The organism is Croceitalea dokdonensis DOKDO 023 (assembly GCF_001306415.1).
Taxonomy (GTDB): Bacteria; Bacteroidota; Bacteroidia; order Flavobacteriales; family Flavobacteriaceae; genus Croceitalea; species Croceitalea dokdonensis.
The window spans coordinates 509,466-526,402 of the sequence record NZ_LDJX01000002.1 but is presented as its reverse complement, the minus strand read 5'-3'; the positions used below and the strand labels follow the sequence as shown (position 1 = coordinate 526,402).

22 protein-coding genes are annotated in these 16,937 nt (G+C 41.0%); 10 read left to right on the top strand and 12 right to left on the bottom strand.

Annotated features, from left to right (window positions below):
• Position 1 precedes the first annotated feature (1 nt).
• Entirely contained in the window at positions 2 to 910 is a 909-nt protein-coding gene (locus I595_RS05820; RefSeq protein ID WP_054558435.1) for an ABC transporter substrate-binding protein, read from the top strand.
• A gap of 133 nt (positions 911 to 1,043) precedes the next feature.
• Here the strand turns inward: I595_RS05820 and I595_RS05815 are convergent, their stop codons facing one another.
• Positions 1,044 to 1,481 carry a Rieske (2Fe-2S) protein gene (locus I595_RS05815; RefSeq protein ID WP_054558434.1) on the bottom strand — a complete coding sequence of 146 codons (438 nt, stop codon included), beginning with the start codon at positions 1,479 to 1,481 and terminating at the stop codon, positions 1,044 to 1,046.
• 161 nt (positions 1,482 to 1,642) lie between these two features.
• Between I595_RS05815 and greA the strand changes: the two genes are divergently transcribed.
• A complete protein-coding gene (greA, locus tag I595_RS05810; protein WP_054558433.1) occupies positions 1,643 to 2,119 on the top strand; it encodes a transcription elongation factor GreA in 477 nt (158 codons plus the stop codon).
• A gap of 552 nt (positions 2,120 to 2,671) precedes the next feature.
• A complete protein-coding gene (locus I595_RS05795) occupies positions 2,672 to 3,064 on the top strand; it encodes an HIT family protein (RefSeq protein WP_054558699.1) in 393 nt (130 codons plus the stop codon).
• On the opposite strand, the gene I595_RS05790 is transcribed toward I595_RS05795, so the two are convergent.
• Complete coding sequence (locus I595_RS05790; protein WP_054558430.1) at positions 3,045 to 3,407, bottom strand: hypothetical protein; 363 nt, start codon at positions 3,405 to 3,407, stop codon at positions 3,045 to 3,047. The two genes, I595_RS05795 and I595_RS05790, sit on opposite strands and share 20 nt — an antisense overlap.
• 4 nt (positions 3,408 to 3,411) lie before the next feature.
• Positions 3,412 to 4,560 carry a sensor histidine kinase gene (locus tag I595_RS05785; protein WP_054558429.1) on the bottom strand — a complete coding sequence of 383 codons (1,149 nt, stop codon included), beginning with the start codon at positions 4,558 to 4,560 and terminating at the stop codon, positions 3,412 to 3,414.
• Positions 4,561 to 4,686: 126 nt separating this feature from the next.
• On the opposite strand from I595_RS05785, the gene I595_RS05780 reads away from it, so the two are divergent.
• The 7 genes from I595_RS05780 to I595_RS05750 all read left to right on the top strand — a co-directional run bounded on the left by I595_RS05780 (position 4,687) and on the right by I595_RS05750 (position 9,336).
• Positions 4,687 to 5,064 carry a DUF3127 domain-containing protein gene (locus tag I595_RS05780; protein ID WP_054558428.1) on the top strand — a complete coding sequence of 126 codons (378 nt, stop codon included), beginning with the start codon at positions 4,687 to 4,689 and terminating at the stop codon, positions 5,062 to 5,064.
• Between the two features lie 3 nt (positions 5,065 to 5,067).
• Entirely contained in the window at positions 5,068 to 6,438 is a 1,371-nt protein-coding gene (locus tag I595_RS05775; RefSeq protein ID WP_054558427.1) for a short-chain fatty acid transporter, read from the top strand.
• Between the two features lie 36 nt (positions 6,439 to 6,474).
• The gene (gene aat / locus I595_RS05770; protein ID WP_245628231.1) at positions 6,475 to 7,140 is read left to right on the top strand and encodes a leucyl/phenylalanyl-tRNA--protein transferase; all 666 of its coding nucleotides are present in this window, start codon (positions 6,475 to 6,477) and stop codon (positions 7,138 to 7,140) included.
• A gap of 64 nt (positions 7,141 to 7,204) precedes the next feature.
• Positions 7,205 to 7,498: a type II toxin-antitoxin system HigB family toxin gene (locus I595_RS05765; protein ID WP_054558697.1), complete on the top strand. Its 294-nt coding sequence runs from the start codon at positions 7,205 to 7,207 to the stop codon at positions 7,496 to 7,498.
• 1 nt (position 7,499) lies between these two features.
• Complete coding sequence (locus I595_RS05760) at positions 7,500 to 7,856, top strand: helix-turn-helix domain-containing protein (RefSeq protein ID WP_054558426.1); 357 nt, start codon at positions 7,500 to 7,502, stop codon at positions 7,854 to 7,856.
• A 224-nt stretch (positions 7,857 to 8,080) separates the two neighbouring features.
• Positions 8,081 to 8,695, top strand: a complete 615-nt coding sequence (locus tag I595_RS05755; protein ID WP_054558425.1) for a hypothetical protein — start codon at positions 8,081 to 8,083, stop codon at positions 8,693 to 8,695.
• Positions 8,696 to 8,919: 224 nt separating this feature from the next.
• On the top strand, positions 8,920 to 9,336 hold the full coding sequence (locus I595_RS05750; RefSeq protein WP_054558424.1) for a putative quinol monooxygenase: 417 nt from the start codon (positions 8,920 to 8,922) through the stop codon (positions 9,334 to 9,336).
• A 162-nt stretch (positions 9,337 to 9,498) separates the two neighbouring features.
• Here I595_RS05750 and I595_RS05745 read toward each other — a convergent pair whose 3' ends face one another.
• The 9 genes from I595_RS05745 to I595_RS05705 all read right to left on the bottom strand — a co-directional run bounded on the left by I595_RS05745 (position 9,499) and on the right by I595_RS05705 (position 16,913).
• A complete protein-coding gene (locus I595_RS05745; protein ID WP_054558423.1) occupies positions 9,499 to 11,157 on the bottom strand; it encodes a solute:sodium symporter family transporter in 1,659 nt (552 codons plus the stop codon).
• A gap of 228 nt (positions 11,158 to 11,385) precedes the next feature.
• Complete coding sequence (locus tag I595_RS05740; RefSeq protein WP_157449653.1) at positions 11,386 to 12,072, bottom strand: DUF2490 domain-containing protein; 687 nt, start codon at positions 12,070 to 12,072, stop codon at positions 11,386 to 11,388.
• Positions 12,056 to 12,634, bottom strand: a complete 579-nt coding sequence (locus I595_RS05735) for a hypothetical protein (protein WP_157449652.1) — start codon at positions 12,632 to 12,634, stop codon at positions 12,056 to 12,058. Before I595_RS05735 ends, I595_RS05740 begins: the two co-directional genes overlap by 17 nt.
• Positions 12,621 to 13,184 (bottom strand): DNA-3-methyladenine glycosylase I, encoded by a 564-nt coding sequence (locus tag I595_RS05730; protein ID WP_054558420.1) that lies wholly within the window; start codon positions 13,182 to 13,184, stop codon positions 12,621 to 12,623. Before I595_RS05730 ends, I595_RS05735 begins: the two co-directional genes overlap by 14 nt.
• Positions 13,185 to 13,189: 5 nt before the next feature.
• Positions 13,190 to 14,152: a sodium-dependent bicarbonate transport family permease gene (locus I595_RS05725; RefSeq protein WP_054558419.1), complete on the bottom strand. Its 963-nt coding sequence runs from the start codon at positions 14,150 to 14,152 to the stop codon at positions 13,190 to 13,192.
• Positions 14,152 to 14,499 carry a hypothetical protein gene (locus tag I595_RS05720; RefSeq protein ID WP_054558418.1) on the bottom strand — a complete coding sequence of 116 codons (348 nt, stop codon included), beginning with the start codon at positions 14,497 to 14,499 and terminating at the stop codon, positions 14,152 to 14,154. Before I595_RS05720 ends, I595_RS05725 begins: the two co-directional genes overlap by 1 nt.
• Complete coding sequence (locus I595_RS05715) at positions 14,462 to 15,898, bottom strand: NADP-dependent isocitrate dehydrogenase (RefSeq protein WP_054558417.1); 1,437 nt, start codon at positions 15,896 to 15,898, stop codon at positions 14,462 to 14,464. Before I595_RS05715 ends, I595_RS05720 begins: the two co-directional genes overlap by 38 nt.
• 249 nt (positions 15,899 to 16,147) lie before the next feature.
• Positions 16,148 to 16,531, bottom strand: coding sequence for a hypothetical protein (locus I595_RS05710; protein WP_054558416.1), 384 nt, complete (start codon positions 16,529 to 16,531; stop codon positions 16,148 to 16,150).
• Between the two features lies 1 nt (position 16,532).
• Positions 16,533 to 16,913: a hypothetical protein gene (locus I595_RS05705; protein ID WP_054558415.1), complete on the bottom strand. Its 381-nt coding sequence runs from the start codon at positions 16,911 to 16,913 to the stop codon at positions 16,533 to 16,535.
• Between the last annotated feature and the right edge of the window lie 24 nt (positions 16,914 to 16,937).

Here is a 16,937-nt window from a genome sequence, read left to right as displayed (position 1 = left end):
TATGCAAACATTTAAAGTAGCCTTGGACTGGACCGCCAATACCAACCATACGGGTTTTTATGTGGCAAAGGCCAAAGGATTTTATGCAAAAGCCGGGCTGGAGGTTTCCTTGATTACCCCAGATGAAGATAATTATGCCGTAACACCAGCCAAAAAAGTTGAGTTGGGGCTGGCAGATGTGGCTCTGTGCCCTTTTGAAAGTATCATTAGTTACCATACTAAATCCAATCCATTTAATGCAGTGGCCATTGCCGCCATCTTTAGGGAAGATATCAGTGCTATAACCGTTTTGGAAAGCAGCACCATCCAAAGCCCAAAAGACCTGGATGGCAAAAGTTATGCTTCTTACAAGGCGCGTTATGAAGACCATATTGTAGCGCAAATGATAAAAAATGATGGAGGCAAAGGCAACTTACAGATCACCTATCCCAATAAATTAGGGATTTGGGAAACCTTACTGTCGGGCAAACAGGATGCCACTTGGATATTTACCAATTGGGAAGGAATCCATGCAGAAGCCAAAGGGGTGAAATTGCGCTCATTTAAAATGGCGGATTATGATATTCCCTATAGTTATTCCCCTGTGTTGATGGCCAATAAAAACCAGGTTGAAGGCAATCATAAACAGTACAAGGCTTTTTTGGAAGCCACCAAAAAGGGATTTCTATACGCACAAGAACATCCTGAAGCGGCAGTAAGCTGTATTGAACCACATATCGCAATAGGTGACCATGGTATCGACCTTCTAAAGAGTCAAGAGTATACCAATCCGTTTTATGGCGATGTTAACAATTGGGGGGTATTGGAAAAGGACAATGTGAACGAATTTTTGGGGTGGTTAAGAAAGAATGGTTTGGAGAATTCACAACTAGGATATCAAAAGTTGGTTTTTGACTTTACGCAGCCGTAGCCATTTACCGTATGTTTCTTCATCCCTGAGAATGGCTAAATGAACATTCTAATTTGCAGAACAAGTTAATGGTATGTAGCGAATAGCTTTTTGGGGGACTAGCATAAGTACCCCCTTTGGGGGCTGTGGGGCCTTAATTAAACACCACCACAGTATTGCCGCTTACCCTAGTGTTGTAAAATAGCAGGTCGTAATAGCGGTTGCCATCGGCAGGTCTGTTTAACAGCTGTCCAGTAAACAAACTGTAGGTAAAATCTTCGCAAGCACAAGTGACCTCTTGCCCATCCATGGTCATGGTGGAGCATGTATTTGGGGCGTGGTTGGGACAGCTGGCCTCAAAGGCAAAAAAACTATCTAGGCTGGTGCGCATCACAAAGACGCCCCGTGTGCCAACCCCGTCATTGCCCACGTATACCGGATTGCCAATATTATTGAGGTTATTGTAGAGGGGCAGGTTTAAATTCAGGTCAAAACTAAAATTCACTTCTTGTAAAAAGGGGTTCCGTACTTGGGTTTCACTATCACAAGCAAGGCATAACACCATCAAAATCAAGTACAAACGTGTTTTCATAAAGCAAAATTTGCAGCAAAAATCATTTAAAATTAGCTATCTTTGCGTTAAATCCTCGCTAAAAGGCCGTGTAAAAGCCTTAGTAGAGGATTTTTCCATTAAATAATGTCCACAAGAGGTTGTTGTATACCTAGAGTGGCCATGTCATAAACGCAAACAAAATGAGCAAAGTATCTTATTATACCCCGGAGGGACTAAAAAAATTAAGGGAAGAATTGGACCATTTACGGGATGTGGAGCGGCCAAAAGCCTCAGAGGCCATTGCCGAGGCACGTGATAAGGGAGACCTTTCCGAAAATGCGGAATATGATGCCGCCAAGGAAGCACAGGGGTTGTTGGAAATGAAAATCTCTAAAATGGAAGAGACCTTGGCCAATGCCCGGTTAATTGATGAATCCCAGTTGGACACCTCAAAAGTATTGATTTTGTCTACTGTAAAGCTTAAAAACCAAACCAATGGTATGGAAATGAAGTATACCTTGGTGGCAGAATCCGAAGCGGACTTAAAAGCCGGAAAAATTTCCGTGAATTCTCCAATAGGTAAAGGATTGCTTGGAAAAAAAGTGGGGGATACCGCAGAAATAAACGTCCCCAACGGTACCCTTAAATTTGATGTTCTAGAGATTACAAGGTCCTAAGCAAAAGCGCTTTCAGAAAAAAGGAAATCCCGGCTATGATCAAGTCGGGATTTTTTATTGCGTACCCTAGCCCCATTGCCCAGAGGTGCAAAAAGTAAACAGCACAAAAATTCACAAGGTGTTACTGCAAAAAAGCCAAATCTTGGAAAATCGTTATTTAGGTGGACACACCCCCAAAACACCGGGGAAATAGTTGTTTTTTTGAGGGGTAGGTGCATTTTCAGTAGCATGGCACGTATAGGGTACTATTTAAAACAAAGGCCAAGCCAGTTTACACGTGTAAACAACAGCCGCTAACGACCATTACTAAAAATACTTGTTTAACCCATTTTGCATTCTGATGAAAATTCGTCAATTCGAGTGATTTTTTGATACGAAGTATCGGAAAAATAGTATCGAGAATGAGAATTTTAGCATTGAAACCTTCTTCTTGATACTTTTTCTTCCAGAAAAAACTCGAACTGACGGTTTTAAATCTAAAAAGCATTCAAAATGCACCACGGGTTTGTTTACATTTGGGGCAATACAGAACCACGCATAACCAAACACCATATGGCAAGTATTTTTTCCAAGATCGTGGCAGGGGAAATACCCTGTTATAAAATTGCAGAGGACCAAGATTTTTTTGCCTTTTTGGATATCAGTCCAAACGCCAAGGGGCATACGCTTTGTATTCCCAAAAAAGAGGTGGACAAGATTACGGATTTGGATGAAACTACCTATTTGGGGTTAATGGCGTTTAGCAGAAGGGTGGCCATCGCCATAGAAAAGGCCGTGGATTGTAAACGCGTAGGGATAACGGTCATTGGCCTGGAGGTGCCCCATGTCCACGTACACCTTATTCCATTAAGCTACATGGAAGATGCCACCTTCCAAAAAAAAGTGACCTTGTCCAGTACGGAGTTTGAGGTAACCGCAAAAGCGATCAGTGCGGCATTTGAATAATACCTTTCATTAAGGCATAGAGTACACCACCTACAGCGGCAACCGCCAATAGGATAACCACAAACAACAAGGGCTTAAACTGGGTAGATGCCTTTTTTGGAACCACTAATTTGTTGTAGTAGTCAAAAACACGTTCAATGTCCGGAGTCCAATTAACGGGATAGATCAGGGAAAAACAGGTCTTACATTTTATTTCATGAACTACCTGATTAGTTACTTTTTTTACAAAAATACCCTCGGTGTGTTTTTGGTAGAAAGAGAGTTTTAGCTCTTGGTTAAAACATACTGGGCAATTGTTGGTGATTTCTGCCTCTTTTAGTAACATCATTTGCTGTTTTGCCATATGGTTATGCTTTGGTCTTTAGGGAAATCTGCATTACGGTGCCTGCCTTGTTGCTGGTGAGCACTTTTACCTTGCCGTTATGGTATTCTTCTATGATTCGTTTCACCAAGGAAAGCCCCAATCCCCAACCTCTTTTTTTTGAGGTTACCCCTGGATTAAAAATATTTTGGAAATCCCCTTTGGGTATGCCATGTCCCGTATCGGAGACCAAGACGTGCACATATTGTCCATGTTTTTCTATTTGAATGGCAATATTGCCCTTACCCTTCATGGCGTCTATCCCGTTTTTTACCAGGTTTTCTATACTCCAGTTGTACAGGGGCAGGTTTAACGGCACGGGAAGTTGTGGGGTGTCTGCATCAAAAGAGAAATGAATAAGTTTGGAGCTTCTTCGTTTTAGGTATTCAAAAGCCTTTTGGGTTTCTGAAACAATGTCGTACACCTTTAGTTCCGGTACGGAGCCTACTTTGGAAAACCGTTCTGTAATGGTCTGCAAGCGATCGATATCCTTTTCAATTTCCCTGGTGATTTCTGGGTTGATGTTTTCCGATTTTAAAAGCTCGTTCCAGCCCAATAAGGAGGTCAATGGTGTACCAATTTGATGCGCCGTCTCTTTGGCCATGCCCGCCCAGAGCTTGTTCTGTTCCGATGCTTTATTTGTTTTAAAAAAAAAGAAGATGACGGCACCAAACAATAGGATGATTAAGAGCAGGGCTATAGGGTAATATTTAAGTTTGTTAAGCACCTCTGAATTACCGTAATAGAGCGTCGCCAGTTTTTCCCCTTTAAAACTTATGGATATAGGATCATTTTCATTGGAAAACTGATTAATTTTCTTGGCGATGTACAAACTATCGTTTTCCAGTCCCGTGGGGAAATTATGGGTCTTTATAGTGCTATCCAAGTTCACCAATATCATAGGGGTAGAGGTGTTGTTCCCCATTACGGTGAGGGGCAAGGTGCCAAGCTCTTGATCGAGTTCCGCATTGGAAAGTTCAGAATAGGCAGATGACCACACTTCCATCTTTAACCGTTCCTCTTGTTTGAACTTTTCAAAAAAGATATTGGTGTTCCAGAGGATCAGGCTAACGATAACAAAGGCAGAGACCAATAGAATTAGCTTAGGTGTCCGTTGTTTGGGATGGAAGTTCATTATAGTGACAATCGGTATTTTAAAGATAACGCAAAATCAATCCAATTGTTGAAAACACAGACTACTTATCCTAAATATCACTAGTGATTTTATGTATTTTTGAAGCGTTAAACAAAACCGAATCAAATGGAAGTTCAGGGTAAGATAAAAGTCATTGATGAAACCAAAACCTATGGAAACAATGGGTTTAGAAAAAGAGAGGTCGTAGTGACCACGGAAGAGCAGTACCCGCAGCATATTATGGTGGAATTTGTACAAGACAAATGCGACTTGTTAAACAACTATAGCGTTGGGCAGACTGTTAAAATCAGCATCAACCTAAGGGGCAGGGAATGGGTAAATCCGCAAGGCGAAACCAAGTACTTTAACTCTATCCAAGGTTGGAGGATTGAAAACGTACAGCAGGAAGCACCGGCTGAGGGGATGCCACCAGTGCCTCCCATGGAGGCTTTTGAGCCTGCAGATGATGTTAATGATGAAGATCATGATGACCTTCCGTTCTAAGGAATGCATATCACTAAAGCGATAAGCCTATTTTTTAAAAGGTTTTTGCCTTCACCGTTCACCATTGCCGTGGTTTTGACTTTGTTCACCATGGCAATGGTTTTCTTTTTTACGGACAATCCTTCCCAAAGCCCTTATTTCTTTACCATCCTTTCTTACTGGGAGCAGGGTATCTGGAACACCGGCCTGTTGGTTTTTGCCTACCAAATGATGCTCATCTTGGTTTTGGGACATGTACTGGTACTCAGCAGACCCATGGAACGGCTAATGGTTAAAGTGACCCGGTTTGCCAGTAATACGGCCACTGCAGCAGTACTGGTTGCGGTGTCCACCATGTTGGTTTCTTTCTGCAATTGGGGACTGGGCCTTATTTTTGGCGCTTTATTGGCCCGTAAGATTGCGGAACATGCCCAAAGCAATCAACAGCCTTTAAATTACCCATTGATCGGGGCTTGTGGTTATGTAGGCCTTATGGTCTGGCATGGGGGCATTAGTGGTTCTGCCCCCCTAAAGGTAGCCGAGGCGGGCCATATTAAGAGCTTAATGTCGGCCGGTGCCGCGCAACAATTTATGGTGCCAGATGTACTATCAACATCGGAAACCATTTTTAGTCCCTCCAATCTTGTACTCTTTGCCATGGTCCTTGTGACGGTAGGAGTGGTGGCGTTTGTTTTGGGCAAAAGAACCAAGCCTACCAAATTCACCTTAGCTCCCTATCGTTTTCAACCCAATACATCTGTCCGGCCTAAAGGCGCGGATCGTTTAAACTATTCACAAGGACTCAGTATCCTTTTTGCTACCATCATTTTTTTGGCTTTTGCCGTGCAGTACCTTCCCGCGGTACAAAAGTTTCACATTACACCAAATACCTTGAATCTTTTTATGTTGGGCATGGCCATTTTATTGCATGGTAGTTTCCAAAGTTTTTTAAACGCCGTGGAAGCCGCTATTGGGGATGTTTCTGGGATTCTTATTCAGTTTCCGCTTTATTTTGGTATTATGGGTATGATGTCCAGCAGTGGGATGATAGGTCAGATATCGGACTATTTTGTATCCGTAAGCACGCCTACCACCTTGCCCATATTTACGTTTTTTAGTGCGGGCTTGGTCAATATTTTTGTACCAAGTGGCGGTGGTCAGTGGGCGGTTCAAGGGCCATTGGTATTACAATCTGCGGCAGCCTTGGGGGTTCCTTACGCTAAGGTTGTCCTTGCATTGGCCTATGGAGACCAGATAACCAATATGCTACAGCCATTTTGGGCCCTGCCCCTGTTGGGGATTACCAAGCTCAAAGCTCAGGAAATTTTACCCTATACCTTGATTTTTATGGTAGTTGGGGCGCTTATCTATCTCTTTGGGCTACTGGTTTTGTAACCAAATAATCCCTAATTTTAAGAAAAAATTGCTTACGTGAAAAACAAAGGTAAAAACAAGCCCTTGTTCTTTTTAGGCGATAGGCTAGAATTTCCTTCCGTTGAAGAATCCAATGAAGAAGGTCTATTGGCTATTGGTGGTGATCTCTCACCAGAAAGGCTGTTGCTAGCGTATCAAAACGGCATATTTCCGTGGTTCAATGAAGACGATTTGGTCATGTGGTGGAGCCCAGACCCGCGCATGGTGCTTTTTCCCGAGAAATTGAAAGTATCCAAAAGCATGCAAAAAGTTTTGGAAAGGGAACAATTTAGGCTAACCAAGAACACTTGTTTTGAACGTGTGATAGATCATTGTGCCAAGCAAAAAAGAAAAGACCAAGTAGGAACTTGGATCACACCAAAGATAAAAGAGGCTTACCTGCAGCTCCATCAAAAAGGTTTTGCAAAATCTTATGAAGTTTGGGCTGGGACAGACTTGGTCGGTGGCCTCTACGGCATAGATTTGGGTCATGTCTTTTGTGGTGAAAGTATGTTTACCTTAGTATCCAATGCCTCCAAATTTGCGTTTATTAAAATGGTACGGGAGTTGGGTGCATCCGGCTATAAAGCCATAGATTGCCAGGTACATACCAAACATTTGGAAAGCTTAGGTGCAGAGGAGGTTCCGAGAACTACATTTATTCAATTGTTAAGCACAAGCTGAAAAAATAATAAAAGTTACCGTTTTGGTAACTTTTTTTTGTATGTTTGTTTTAAATCAATTTGAATTGAGAGTAATTGCGACAGGGACATTAAGAGACTTTTGGACAAACCATAACGACTGTGAACAACAATTGACTGCTTGGTATAGGGAAACCGAGAAATCAGGGTTTAAAAATTTAAATGAGCTTAAATTAGAGTATCCAAGCGCAAGCATATTGAAAGACAATCGGGTTGTTTTTAACATAAAGGGAAATAGATACCGTTTAATAGTAAAAATCAATTTCGATTATCAAATCTGTTGGATTCGCTTTGTTGGAACCCACGCGGAATATGATAAAATAAACGCAAACGAAAATTAAGATGAAAATAGCACCTATCAGAAACGAAAAAGACTATCAAAATGCACTTAAGCGGCTTGAACTGATTTTTGACGCCAAAAAAGGGAGCGAAAAGGGTGACGAACTTGAAATCCTCTCTATTTTAATTGACCGTTATGAAAATGAGAACTTCCCTATTGGAATGCCAGACCCAATCGAGGCTATCAAATTTCGCATGGAGCAAATGGGAATGAAACAAAAGGACTTGGCAGAGGTTGTGGGATTTAAGAGCAGGGTTAGCGAAATTTTAAGCAAAAAAAGAAAACTGACTTTGGACATGATCAGAAAACTCAATACGACTTTACATATTCCAACGGAGGTTTTAGTTCAAGACTACTAGCGGATAAAGCCTGTGCCTCAATGCCTAAACGTAATGCGGACTTTAGGGCAAAGCCGAAGGGTCTGTGTATATTTATGATGTCGCTAAATCTTATGGATTTAGTTTTGGACAAGAAAAAATAAAACTAAACAATAAGCTTTAGCTTTGTTCGGAGACGGAAACGAAAAGTTTCCTTACTTGCGCAATACGCTTAGCTCAGACGTTAGCAAAAATATAAAACCTGAATGGAAAATTACATTTATGTTCACCCAACTGAACTAAACTATTTCTTGAATATTAAAGGTTTTTCATTAGAAATTTATTTTATTCAAACTCTAATCTACTTGTGTGAAAGGAAGGTTCTAAAAATAAATCAACAAACAAATGGACGCGGTTCCTTACGAACAAAAGAATATTCAATAAGCATAGCGCCTGACTTTTTCTCCTATTCACCAGAGGTAGGTATTTCTGAATTTGTTAGCTGCTTATCTGAAAAGAATCAAACCATTGGATTAATCAAGTTTATTGAAATAACCATTGGAAACAAAATTGCCAATCCAAATTGGAGTGCAATCTTCCCTAAAAAAGTAATTCCAAGTGAAAATGAATTGAATTGTAATAACTCAAATGCGTTTCCTGCGAATTCAAAGTATTTTAACTATCTACCAATAAATGAATCGGATTTTGAATTGATTAATTCCAATCCTACACTAAAAAATATTTTTATTACAACGGAATTAAAAGGTGATTATGAGATGTTTGATTTTATCTATGAACAAAGTAAAACCTATGTTCTTGATAAATCAAAAAATTCAAAAAAATGGCATTGGGGTAAGGCTAATACATCTGTCGGAATGTAAGTACTTTTGCTAACAAAACCTTAACGTAATGCAGACTTTAGGGCAAAGCCGAAGGGTCTGTGTATATTTATAATGTCGCTAAATCTTTCCGGTTTAGCTTGCGACAAGAAAAATAAAAACTAAACAAAAAGCTTTAGCTTCGTGCTACGGCTAAAACGTTACGTTTCCTTGCCACCCGCACTACGATTAGCCGAAACGTTGGCAGAAAACTAAATAACTAATAGATGAAAAAATATATCCTGATATTGCTAGTATTAATTGTCTGTTCTTCATGTGAACAGAATGAACAATGGAGCGAGAATTTTAATTCGGATGAAATGATGATTAGAATTTCGGAAATTGGGATTAATCCTGAATATCTAGATGAATACCTATCAATTCTTAAAGAAGAATCTAAGGCTTCGGTGGAACTGGAACCTGGAGTAATTTCTATTTATCCTATGTATCAAAAGGAAAATCCGACGGAAATTAGAATACTGGAAATTTATGAGGATAAAAAAGCGTATGAATCGCACTTGGAAACACCACATTTTAAATATTACAAAACAGCAACTTTAAAAATGGTTAATTCGTTAAAATTAATTGATATGAATACGATTGACGGGGAGACTATGCCAATTATTTTTAAGAAACTAAAGTGAACTTGGGAAAAGCCAGCAGCCAACAATGCTAACCACAATTGCAGTGGGTTCAAGTACACCCTAATCCACTCGGCATTGCCAAAGCCTGTACCAAACAAAAAGTTATCGCATACCAAGCAGTAATTGGCGGTGATACCCAACCCCTAATAGGCTCCTAAGGCCTTAAGTAAAAATAAAATAAGTGCTAACCACTAGAACGGAAATAATGGCCCCAATGACAAAAGCGTATTTCCAAGGGGTGATGTCAATGGCATTGGTGCTTTCTTCAACCGCTGTGGTAGATTTAGGGTTCAAGGCACCAAACACCAACATGACCGCAACGTTAAAGACAAATAAAATTCCCATGACGTGCAAGTAGTGCGGGTATGCGTTTGCTTTGATGATGCTTAGATCCTTACCATCCGTAATGCCACTTGCCATGGCTGTTTCCACGGCGGTTTCCCTAAAGTGGGGTTCAAGGACCAGTAGGCTCAATAGATAAAGGAGCACCCCAACAACCATAACCACTTTGGCACCTATGGCCGGGACTTTTTTGGTGAGGACGCCTGTAATGACCACGGCTAATATGGGTACGCTCAAACTTCCCAAAGACTGTTGGATGTAACTAAAAAGCCCGTCTGGAGCATAGATAATAAAGGGAGCAATGACCATGGAAACAATACCCAGAAAAAAGCCAAAAGTCTTTCCTGCTTTTACCGTTTGTTTTTCCGTTGCGTCTTTTTTAAAGAGCATTTGATACAAATCAAAACCAAATAAGGTGGCGCTACTATTTAAAAGACTATTAAAAGAACTCAGCACTGCACCAAAGAGCACAGCGGCAAAAAATCCTGTAAAAACACCAGGGAGCACCTTGGCCACCAAGGCCGGGTAGGCCTGATCGGGATTTTCCAAGTCTCCTTGGAACACATGCCAGGCAATGATACCGGGTAGCACCACAACAATAGGAATCACAAACTTTACAAATGCGGCCAAGAGCATTCCCTTTTGGCCTTCTTTTAAACTTTTAGCTCCAAAAACACGTTGCAAAATGGATTGGTTGGTACCCCAGTAGTAGATTTGGGCCAACATCATCCCTGTGAAAATAGTACCAAACGGGATTGAAGAATCCACTTCTCCCTTTAGTTTAAATTTTTCGGGATTTTCATTCCAAAGGATACTCAGACCATCACCTATACTTCCGTCCCCAATGAGGCTTAAGCCAAAAATTGGGATAAGAAGGCCACCGATCAATAGGCCAATTGCATTGATCAAATCGGATACGGCCACCGCTTTTAACCCGCCAAAGATGGCATAAAACATACCAATACTCCCAATAGCCAGCACACACATCCAAATTACCGTCCAAGAGTCCATTTGGAGCAATTCTGGCAAATCAAACATGGTACTAAAGGCCAAAGACCCGGAGTATAATATGGTAGGCAAAAGCACTAATGCGTATGCAAAAAGGAACAAAACGGAAAGCAGTGCCTTGGTTTGGGAATCAAATCGTTTTTCAACAAATTCTGGAATGGTGGTAATGCCTTTGGTCATGTACTTGGGCAACAAATAGATGGCCGTAAACACCATGGCAATTGCTGCCAAGGTTTCCCAGGCCATCACCATGAGTCCCTCCGAGAATGCTTGACCGTTGAGGCCTACAATCTGTTCCGCAGAAAGGTTGGTCAGCAACAAGGAACCGGCAATGGTAACTGCACCTAGGCTACGTCCGCCAAGGTAATACCCGTCTGCAGATTTTTCATCGGTTTTTCGGGTGGCAAACCAAGATACGACAGCAACAAATAATGTAAATCCTATAAATGAAATAATGGTTAATGCTCCCAAGATGTGTTTTATTTTATGGCCACCAACAATGGGGATGCCGCCCCGGGCTTGCCTTTTAATTTCAATGTTGTTTCCTAAGACTATCCCTATGCCTTACCATGTGGTAAATTAGTAGGTTTTTGCTAAAGTAAAGAAAATAGTTGGAGTTTTTGGAGGGTTGGATTATCACTTTAGATGCTGTTGAACACATGCCCAAACCATTTGTATTCTTGGAAGTTGTGCAAATGGTCAAAGGGAATAGTTTAGCGTAGTCAATAGAAAACAGACGTGTTGTAAGTTTTGTGCGTAGTCTTCCAAACGATATTCCGCACCAATTTGAAACTTTGCCCTATCCGTGATTTTCCAGCCTAGGTTCAGGGTAAAACGGGTATCATATTCCGGTTTGGCCTGCCTGCCAACGCTTAGCAGGTTTTCTATATTGCCTACAAGGTATGGTTCCCCAAGATCAAGCGCTTCACCCCTTAACGGAAAATCTAGGGTAAAGCGGTATCTAAACCTATGGATGGTATTGGTGTTGGTAATGCGCTGTTCTGTCCTAAACCGGTGGCCATACCGCACCACCAATGGGCGTTGTACCAGGTTAAATTGTTGGGTAAGCCGTAATTCATTTCCGGCATCATCAAAGGCATCCCTAAACCGGTACAAGATTCCAAAGGCGATACTCTGGTTCTCCCGGATTTTTAGGTTGGAAAAATGGACGATATCTACATGCCTGGTATCCAAGGTAACGGACGCTTCCTTAAAGGTGAAGTTCCTGTTGATGAGCGCAAAATTATGGGAGTAATTCTTCTTCACCTTGTAGTTTAGCGCAAGCGAGGGTTGCCAATAGACCGTTAGGTTCTCTTGGCCCCAAACAGAGGTATACGCTAACAGCAAAAGTGTAAGCCATTTGCACCTTTTAATTGTAGAGTACATGGTCATAGTTTGGGTTGACTACCTTTCTGGCCGCCATGAATGTGCCAGATGCATCAAAGGTGATTTCATAAGTGGTATAGTTGCCGTTTTCTTTGGTGGCAACGATGCATTCATAGTTTAAATGTGGCATTAAAAGATTTTGGAACGCTTCGTATAGGGTTTCTTTTGGGTTGTCTCGATTAAGGTATTGCTGTTGTATTTTTTTAATGCGATGGTACTCATAGGTAGTTGATAGGTACGCCAGTATCCTATTAAAACTATCTTCAGGGATATCCTTGGGCTTTATGATAAATTCTACATCTTGCAGGTTTCCAGTTTCAGCAAATTCCACGCTATAGAGAAGACGACCTTTTTTAAATTTCACCTCAAAGGAAGCTTTGTCGCCATCTATTTCTTGGTAATAACGAATACGTTTGGCTCCCATAAGGTAGGGTTCCAACAAGGGTAAAACTTCATTGGGAAGCTGCTCCCGGTCCACACGGAACTCCTGTTCTTGTTTTAGCTGTGCCTGTGCCGCTAAGGTCAAAAGAAAAATACAGCCTAAAAACTTAAACTTCATCATATCTAAAACATGTTATCTCATGGTCATTTACCATGCCAATGGCCTGCATAAATGCGTACATTACGGTACTGCCAACAAATTTAAAGCCCTTTTTTTTAAGGTCTTTGCTCAAGCTATCGGAAATGGCGGTTGTCGTTGGGGCCTCGGTATAATCTATCACATTATTCTTGATTGATTTATTCTCGGTAAAAGACCACAAATAGGTAGAAAAGGACCCATATTCTTTTTGTATTTCTAAAAATGCCTTGGCGTTGCCAATTGTGGCCCGTATTTTAAGTTGATTTCTAACAATACCGCTGTCTTTTAGTAAGGCATCTATTTTAGGTTGTTTATAGTTGGCAATGTGTGCATATTGAAAGTTGTCAAAAGCAGTCCTGAAATTTTCCCGCTTTTTTAAAATGGTAATCCAGCTTAAACCTGCCTGAAAAGTTTCCAGTACCAAAAACTCGAATAAAATAGCGTCATCCTTCACAGGAATCCCCCATTCTTTATCGTGATAGGCTTCATAAAGAGGGTCCCCAACGCACCAGCCGCATCTTTGCTTTTCCATAATGGTTAAAAGTTTTGTACAATATAGAGATAAAGGGGCATGCCCAAGGTAATGTTAAAGGGGAACGTAATGGCCAAGGCCATGGGCAGGTACAAACTTGGGCTCGCTTTGGGCGCCGCAATGCGCATGGCCGCAGGAACAGCGATATAGGACGCGCTGGCCGCAAGTATGGCAAAAAGAAAGCGGTTGCCGTCAACCGAGGTTAAAAATTGACTGAACCATGCCACAAAAATGCCGTTGATGATCGGGATGATTATGGCAAAACCAAGTGCAAACTTTCCCTTTTTGATAAAATCCTTAAGTTTTTTACCAGAGGTAATGCCCATATCCAATAGAAATACGGCCAAGAAACCTTTAAATATATCCGTGGTAAAAGGTGTAATGCCCTCTGCCTGTTGGTCGCTTGCCAAAAACCCAATGGCGAGGCTTCCAAGAATTAAAATGACGCTGCCATTGGTGACGGCATGGTGTATTACTTTTTTAAAATCGCCCTTTTTCTGCTTTTCTTTTTTAAAGATCGACATCAATAGCACACCAACGATGATGGAAGGAGCCTCCATTAAGGCCATAACGGCAACCATATGCCCTCCAAAAGTGATGTTTTCCAGTTCAAGAAAAGAAATGGAAGTGACAAAGGTCACAGCACTTACAGATCCGTATGCCGCAGCAATGGCACCTGAGTTTTCCACGGAAAACTTACGCCTTAAAATAAAATAGGAATAAACGGGTACGCAGGTGGCTAGCACGATGCCAAATACCAACGACCAAAGAATCTCCATATTTAAATGGCTGTGAGATAGTTCCAGTCCACCTTTAAACCCGATGGAAAACAAAAGGTAAAGGGAAATGAATTTTGAAGAATTTGGAGGTATTTCCAAATCGCTTTTGAGTTGTACCGCGATAATACCTAAAAAGAAAAAGAGTAGGGCTGGGTTGGTAAGGTTGTCTATAAATAGGTGTAAATCCATTAAGACAAGGGTGCATCAGTTTGTTCTGAGATACTGATAACACTGTTAATGTTAAGTTTGAGGCCTTTGTTCCTTGCATTGATCACCAAATCATGAACTCTTTTCTTGGCCTCCCTAAGTTCAGAAATCCGCTGTTCAGAATGATCTACATCACTATCTTGTTCCCCTTTTAGTTTTAGGGCGTGTATGGTATGGAACTTAATTTTGTCATTGATAAGCGTAAGAAGGACATCCGCCGCCTCGGCAGGTGAAAAAACACCCTCAACCAACTGAATGGTTTCTTGGGTGTTGTTCTTCTTACCTTTGGACTTATTGCCCTTGCCCCATTGAAAAAGCTTGTTTGCCATCAAAAAAGTATAGGTTCTCCGTTTTTATCACATCGATGTTTTCTTTGATTGCATCACTTAGTAAGCGTACAATCTCATCATTGGTGATGGTTTTTCCAGCTTCTGCTTTAAAGCGGCATCTCCAGTGATCGGTGCAGAACGTTTCTTCAAAACCATTTGGCCAGACTTTTACGCCTCTGTTGGTGATCATGGAAATGGTGACCACATCATTATTAAGTTTTTGAAGCATGGCACCACACTCGTCTGGATCTTTTCCGCTCCAGTGCACAAAAAGGTCAACACCCACCAATTCTTTTTTGGCTGGTGGCCTGCGTTGTACTTTTGGAAGAACCAAAGGTCCAGTTTTATCGTAATGTACCTCTTTTAAGGTTTTTGGCTTTTGGCCAAGATTCGCGATAACGGCCTCTGCGAATTCCTTGGTGCCTACTTTTTTGGTGCTGGTTTTCTCATCATAAATATCATAGGTATGTATCCCGTCTTCCATGGTTTTTAACCAGGCGTTCTGTACTTTTTCCGCAACATCGTTCTGTCCTAGGTGGTTAAGCATCATAATGGCACCGTGTAGCAGTCCGGATGGGTTAGCCAAGTTTTGTCCGGCCCTTCTTGGAGCAGAACCATGAATGGCTTCAAACATGGAACATTCCTCGCCAATATTGGCAGAACCTCCAAGACCCACAGATCCTGTGATTTGTGCGGCAATATCAGACAGTACATCACCGTAAAGGTTTGGCATTACAATCACATCAAAAGCTTCGGGCGTGTCCGCCAGTTTGGCCGCACCTATATCAATGATCCAATGTTCGTTCTCTATTTGGGGATACTCCTTGGCTATCTCATCAAAAACTTGGTGAAAAAGACCATCGGTCTGCTTCATGATATTGTCCTTGGTGAAGCAGGTCACTTTTTTTCTATTGTACTTAATAGCATACTCAAAAGCGTAGCGCACGATTTTTTCACAACCAGGACGGCTGATCAATTTTAAACACTGTACCACTTCATCCGTCTGTTGGTGTTCAATACCAGCATAAAGATCTTCTTCGTTTTCACGGATAATGACCACGTCCATCACCGGATGTTTAGTATGGACAAAGGGATGTATGCTGCGGCAAGGGCGCACATTTGCATAAAGACCTAAAGATTTTCTTGTAGTAACGTTCAAGCTTTTGTAGCCGCCACCTTGGGGAGTGGTGATAGGCGCTTTAAGGAATACCTTGTTTCTTCTTATGGTATCCCAAGATTCCTTTGCAATACCAGAGGTGTTCCCTGATAAATATACATTTTCACCTACTTGAATTTCCTCGGTTTTTAATTGGGCTCCGGCAGCTTCTAATACTGCAAGCGTTGCGTCCATAATTTCAGGACCTATGCCGTCTCCTTTTGCAATAGTGATTACATCCATTCTGTTAATTTTAAATTTGCGCAAATGTCGTATTTTTTTGATAAAAGCCAGTCATGAAATCGCTTAAAAGTGTTGTAGAACAATAGGTAAAGGAATTTTTTATGTCTTTTTTAATTCTAGGGCCCACCATTTGCAGTTTGTTGTTTATTGTGTGCTTTTTTATCTTGCATGGGAACAAAAAAAACACCTTTCAAAACCAATTAATACTAATTAGCTAAATAATGAAAAGTGTTTTTAAAGGAGTCGTTATTATCTGGTAATACTGGCTTTTTGAGACCCTTTCATAAATTGAAGTTCGCCACTGTTCACAGCACTGTTAAAGTTTGCTTTTATAGTCCGGTAGGCATTAAAGAACTTTTTACCGTCCGCTCTTTCCAAGGTTACCTTTGGTTGCTCACCGTTGCTTATGGATATAACGTTCACTACTGCATTGTCAACGGAATCCATATTCCAAATTCCGCCTTTTTTGATGATAAAGTTTTTCTTTGGAATCTTTACATGTTGAAAGCTGCCAGATGATGGTACTGTGATCATCATTTGCTGCCCAACTTGTACATCTTTGGCAAAATTTTCCTGGGCCGTGATAGAAGAAATTGATAAGGCCATCATTACTACAAAAAATACTTTTTTCATATTACTGTTGATTTAATGTTAGACTTAATTCTTTATTCTGATTGGACAATAAAATTGCTTTAATCGTATCCTTATAACCATAAAACTTCTTGCCATCTTCCCTGCGAAGGACAAGTAGACGGTTTCCATTGGGAAGCGTATCCATCTGATCGACCACCACAACGGTTCCATAATAGTTAAACATGGGGCCAAGGCCAGATTTGGAATTTAACTGTTGCTCCAACTGCACCATCTCTTGCTTTGGTAAGCTAAGAATAAGGCCGTTTTCAGCATCTCCACGGCTCTCCGGAAAATGATCAATTTTTTTTACGTAATTAACCGTTTGTTCCTGTGCTTGGGTGTTAAGTATGACAAAAAATAATAGCGTAAAAATATATCTCATATTTCATCTTTAGGTAAAAGTAAA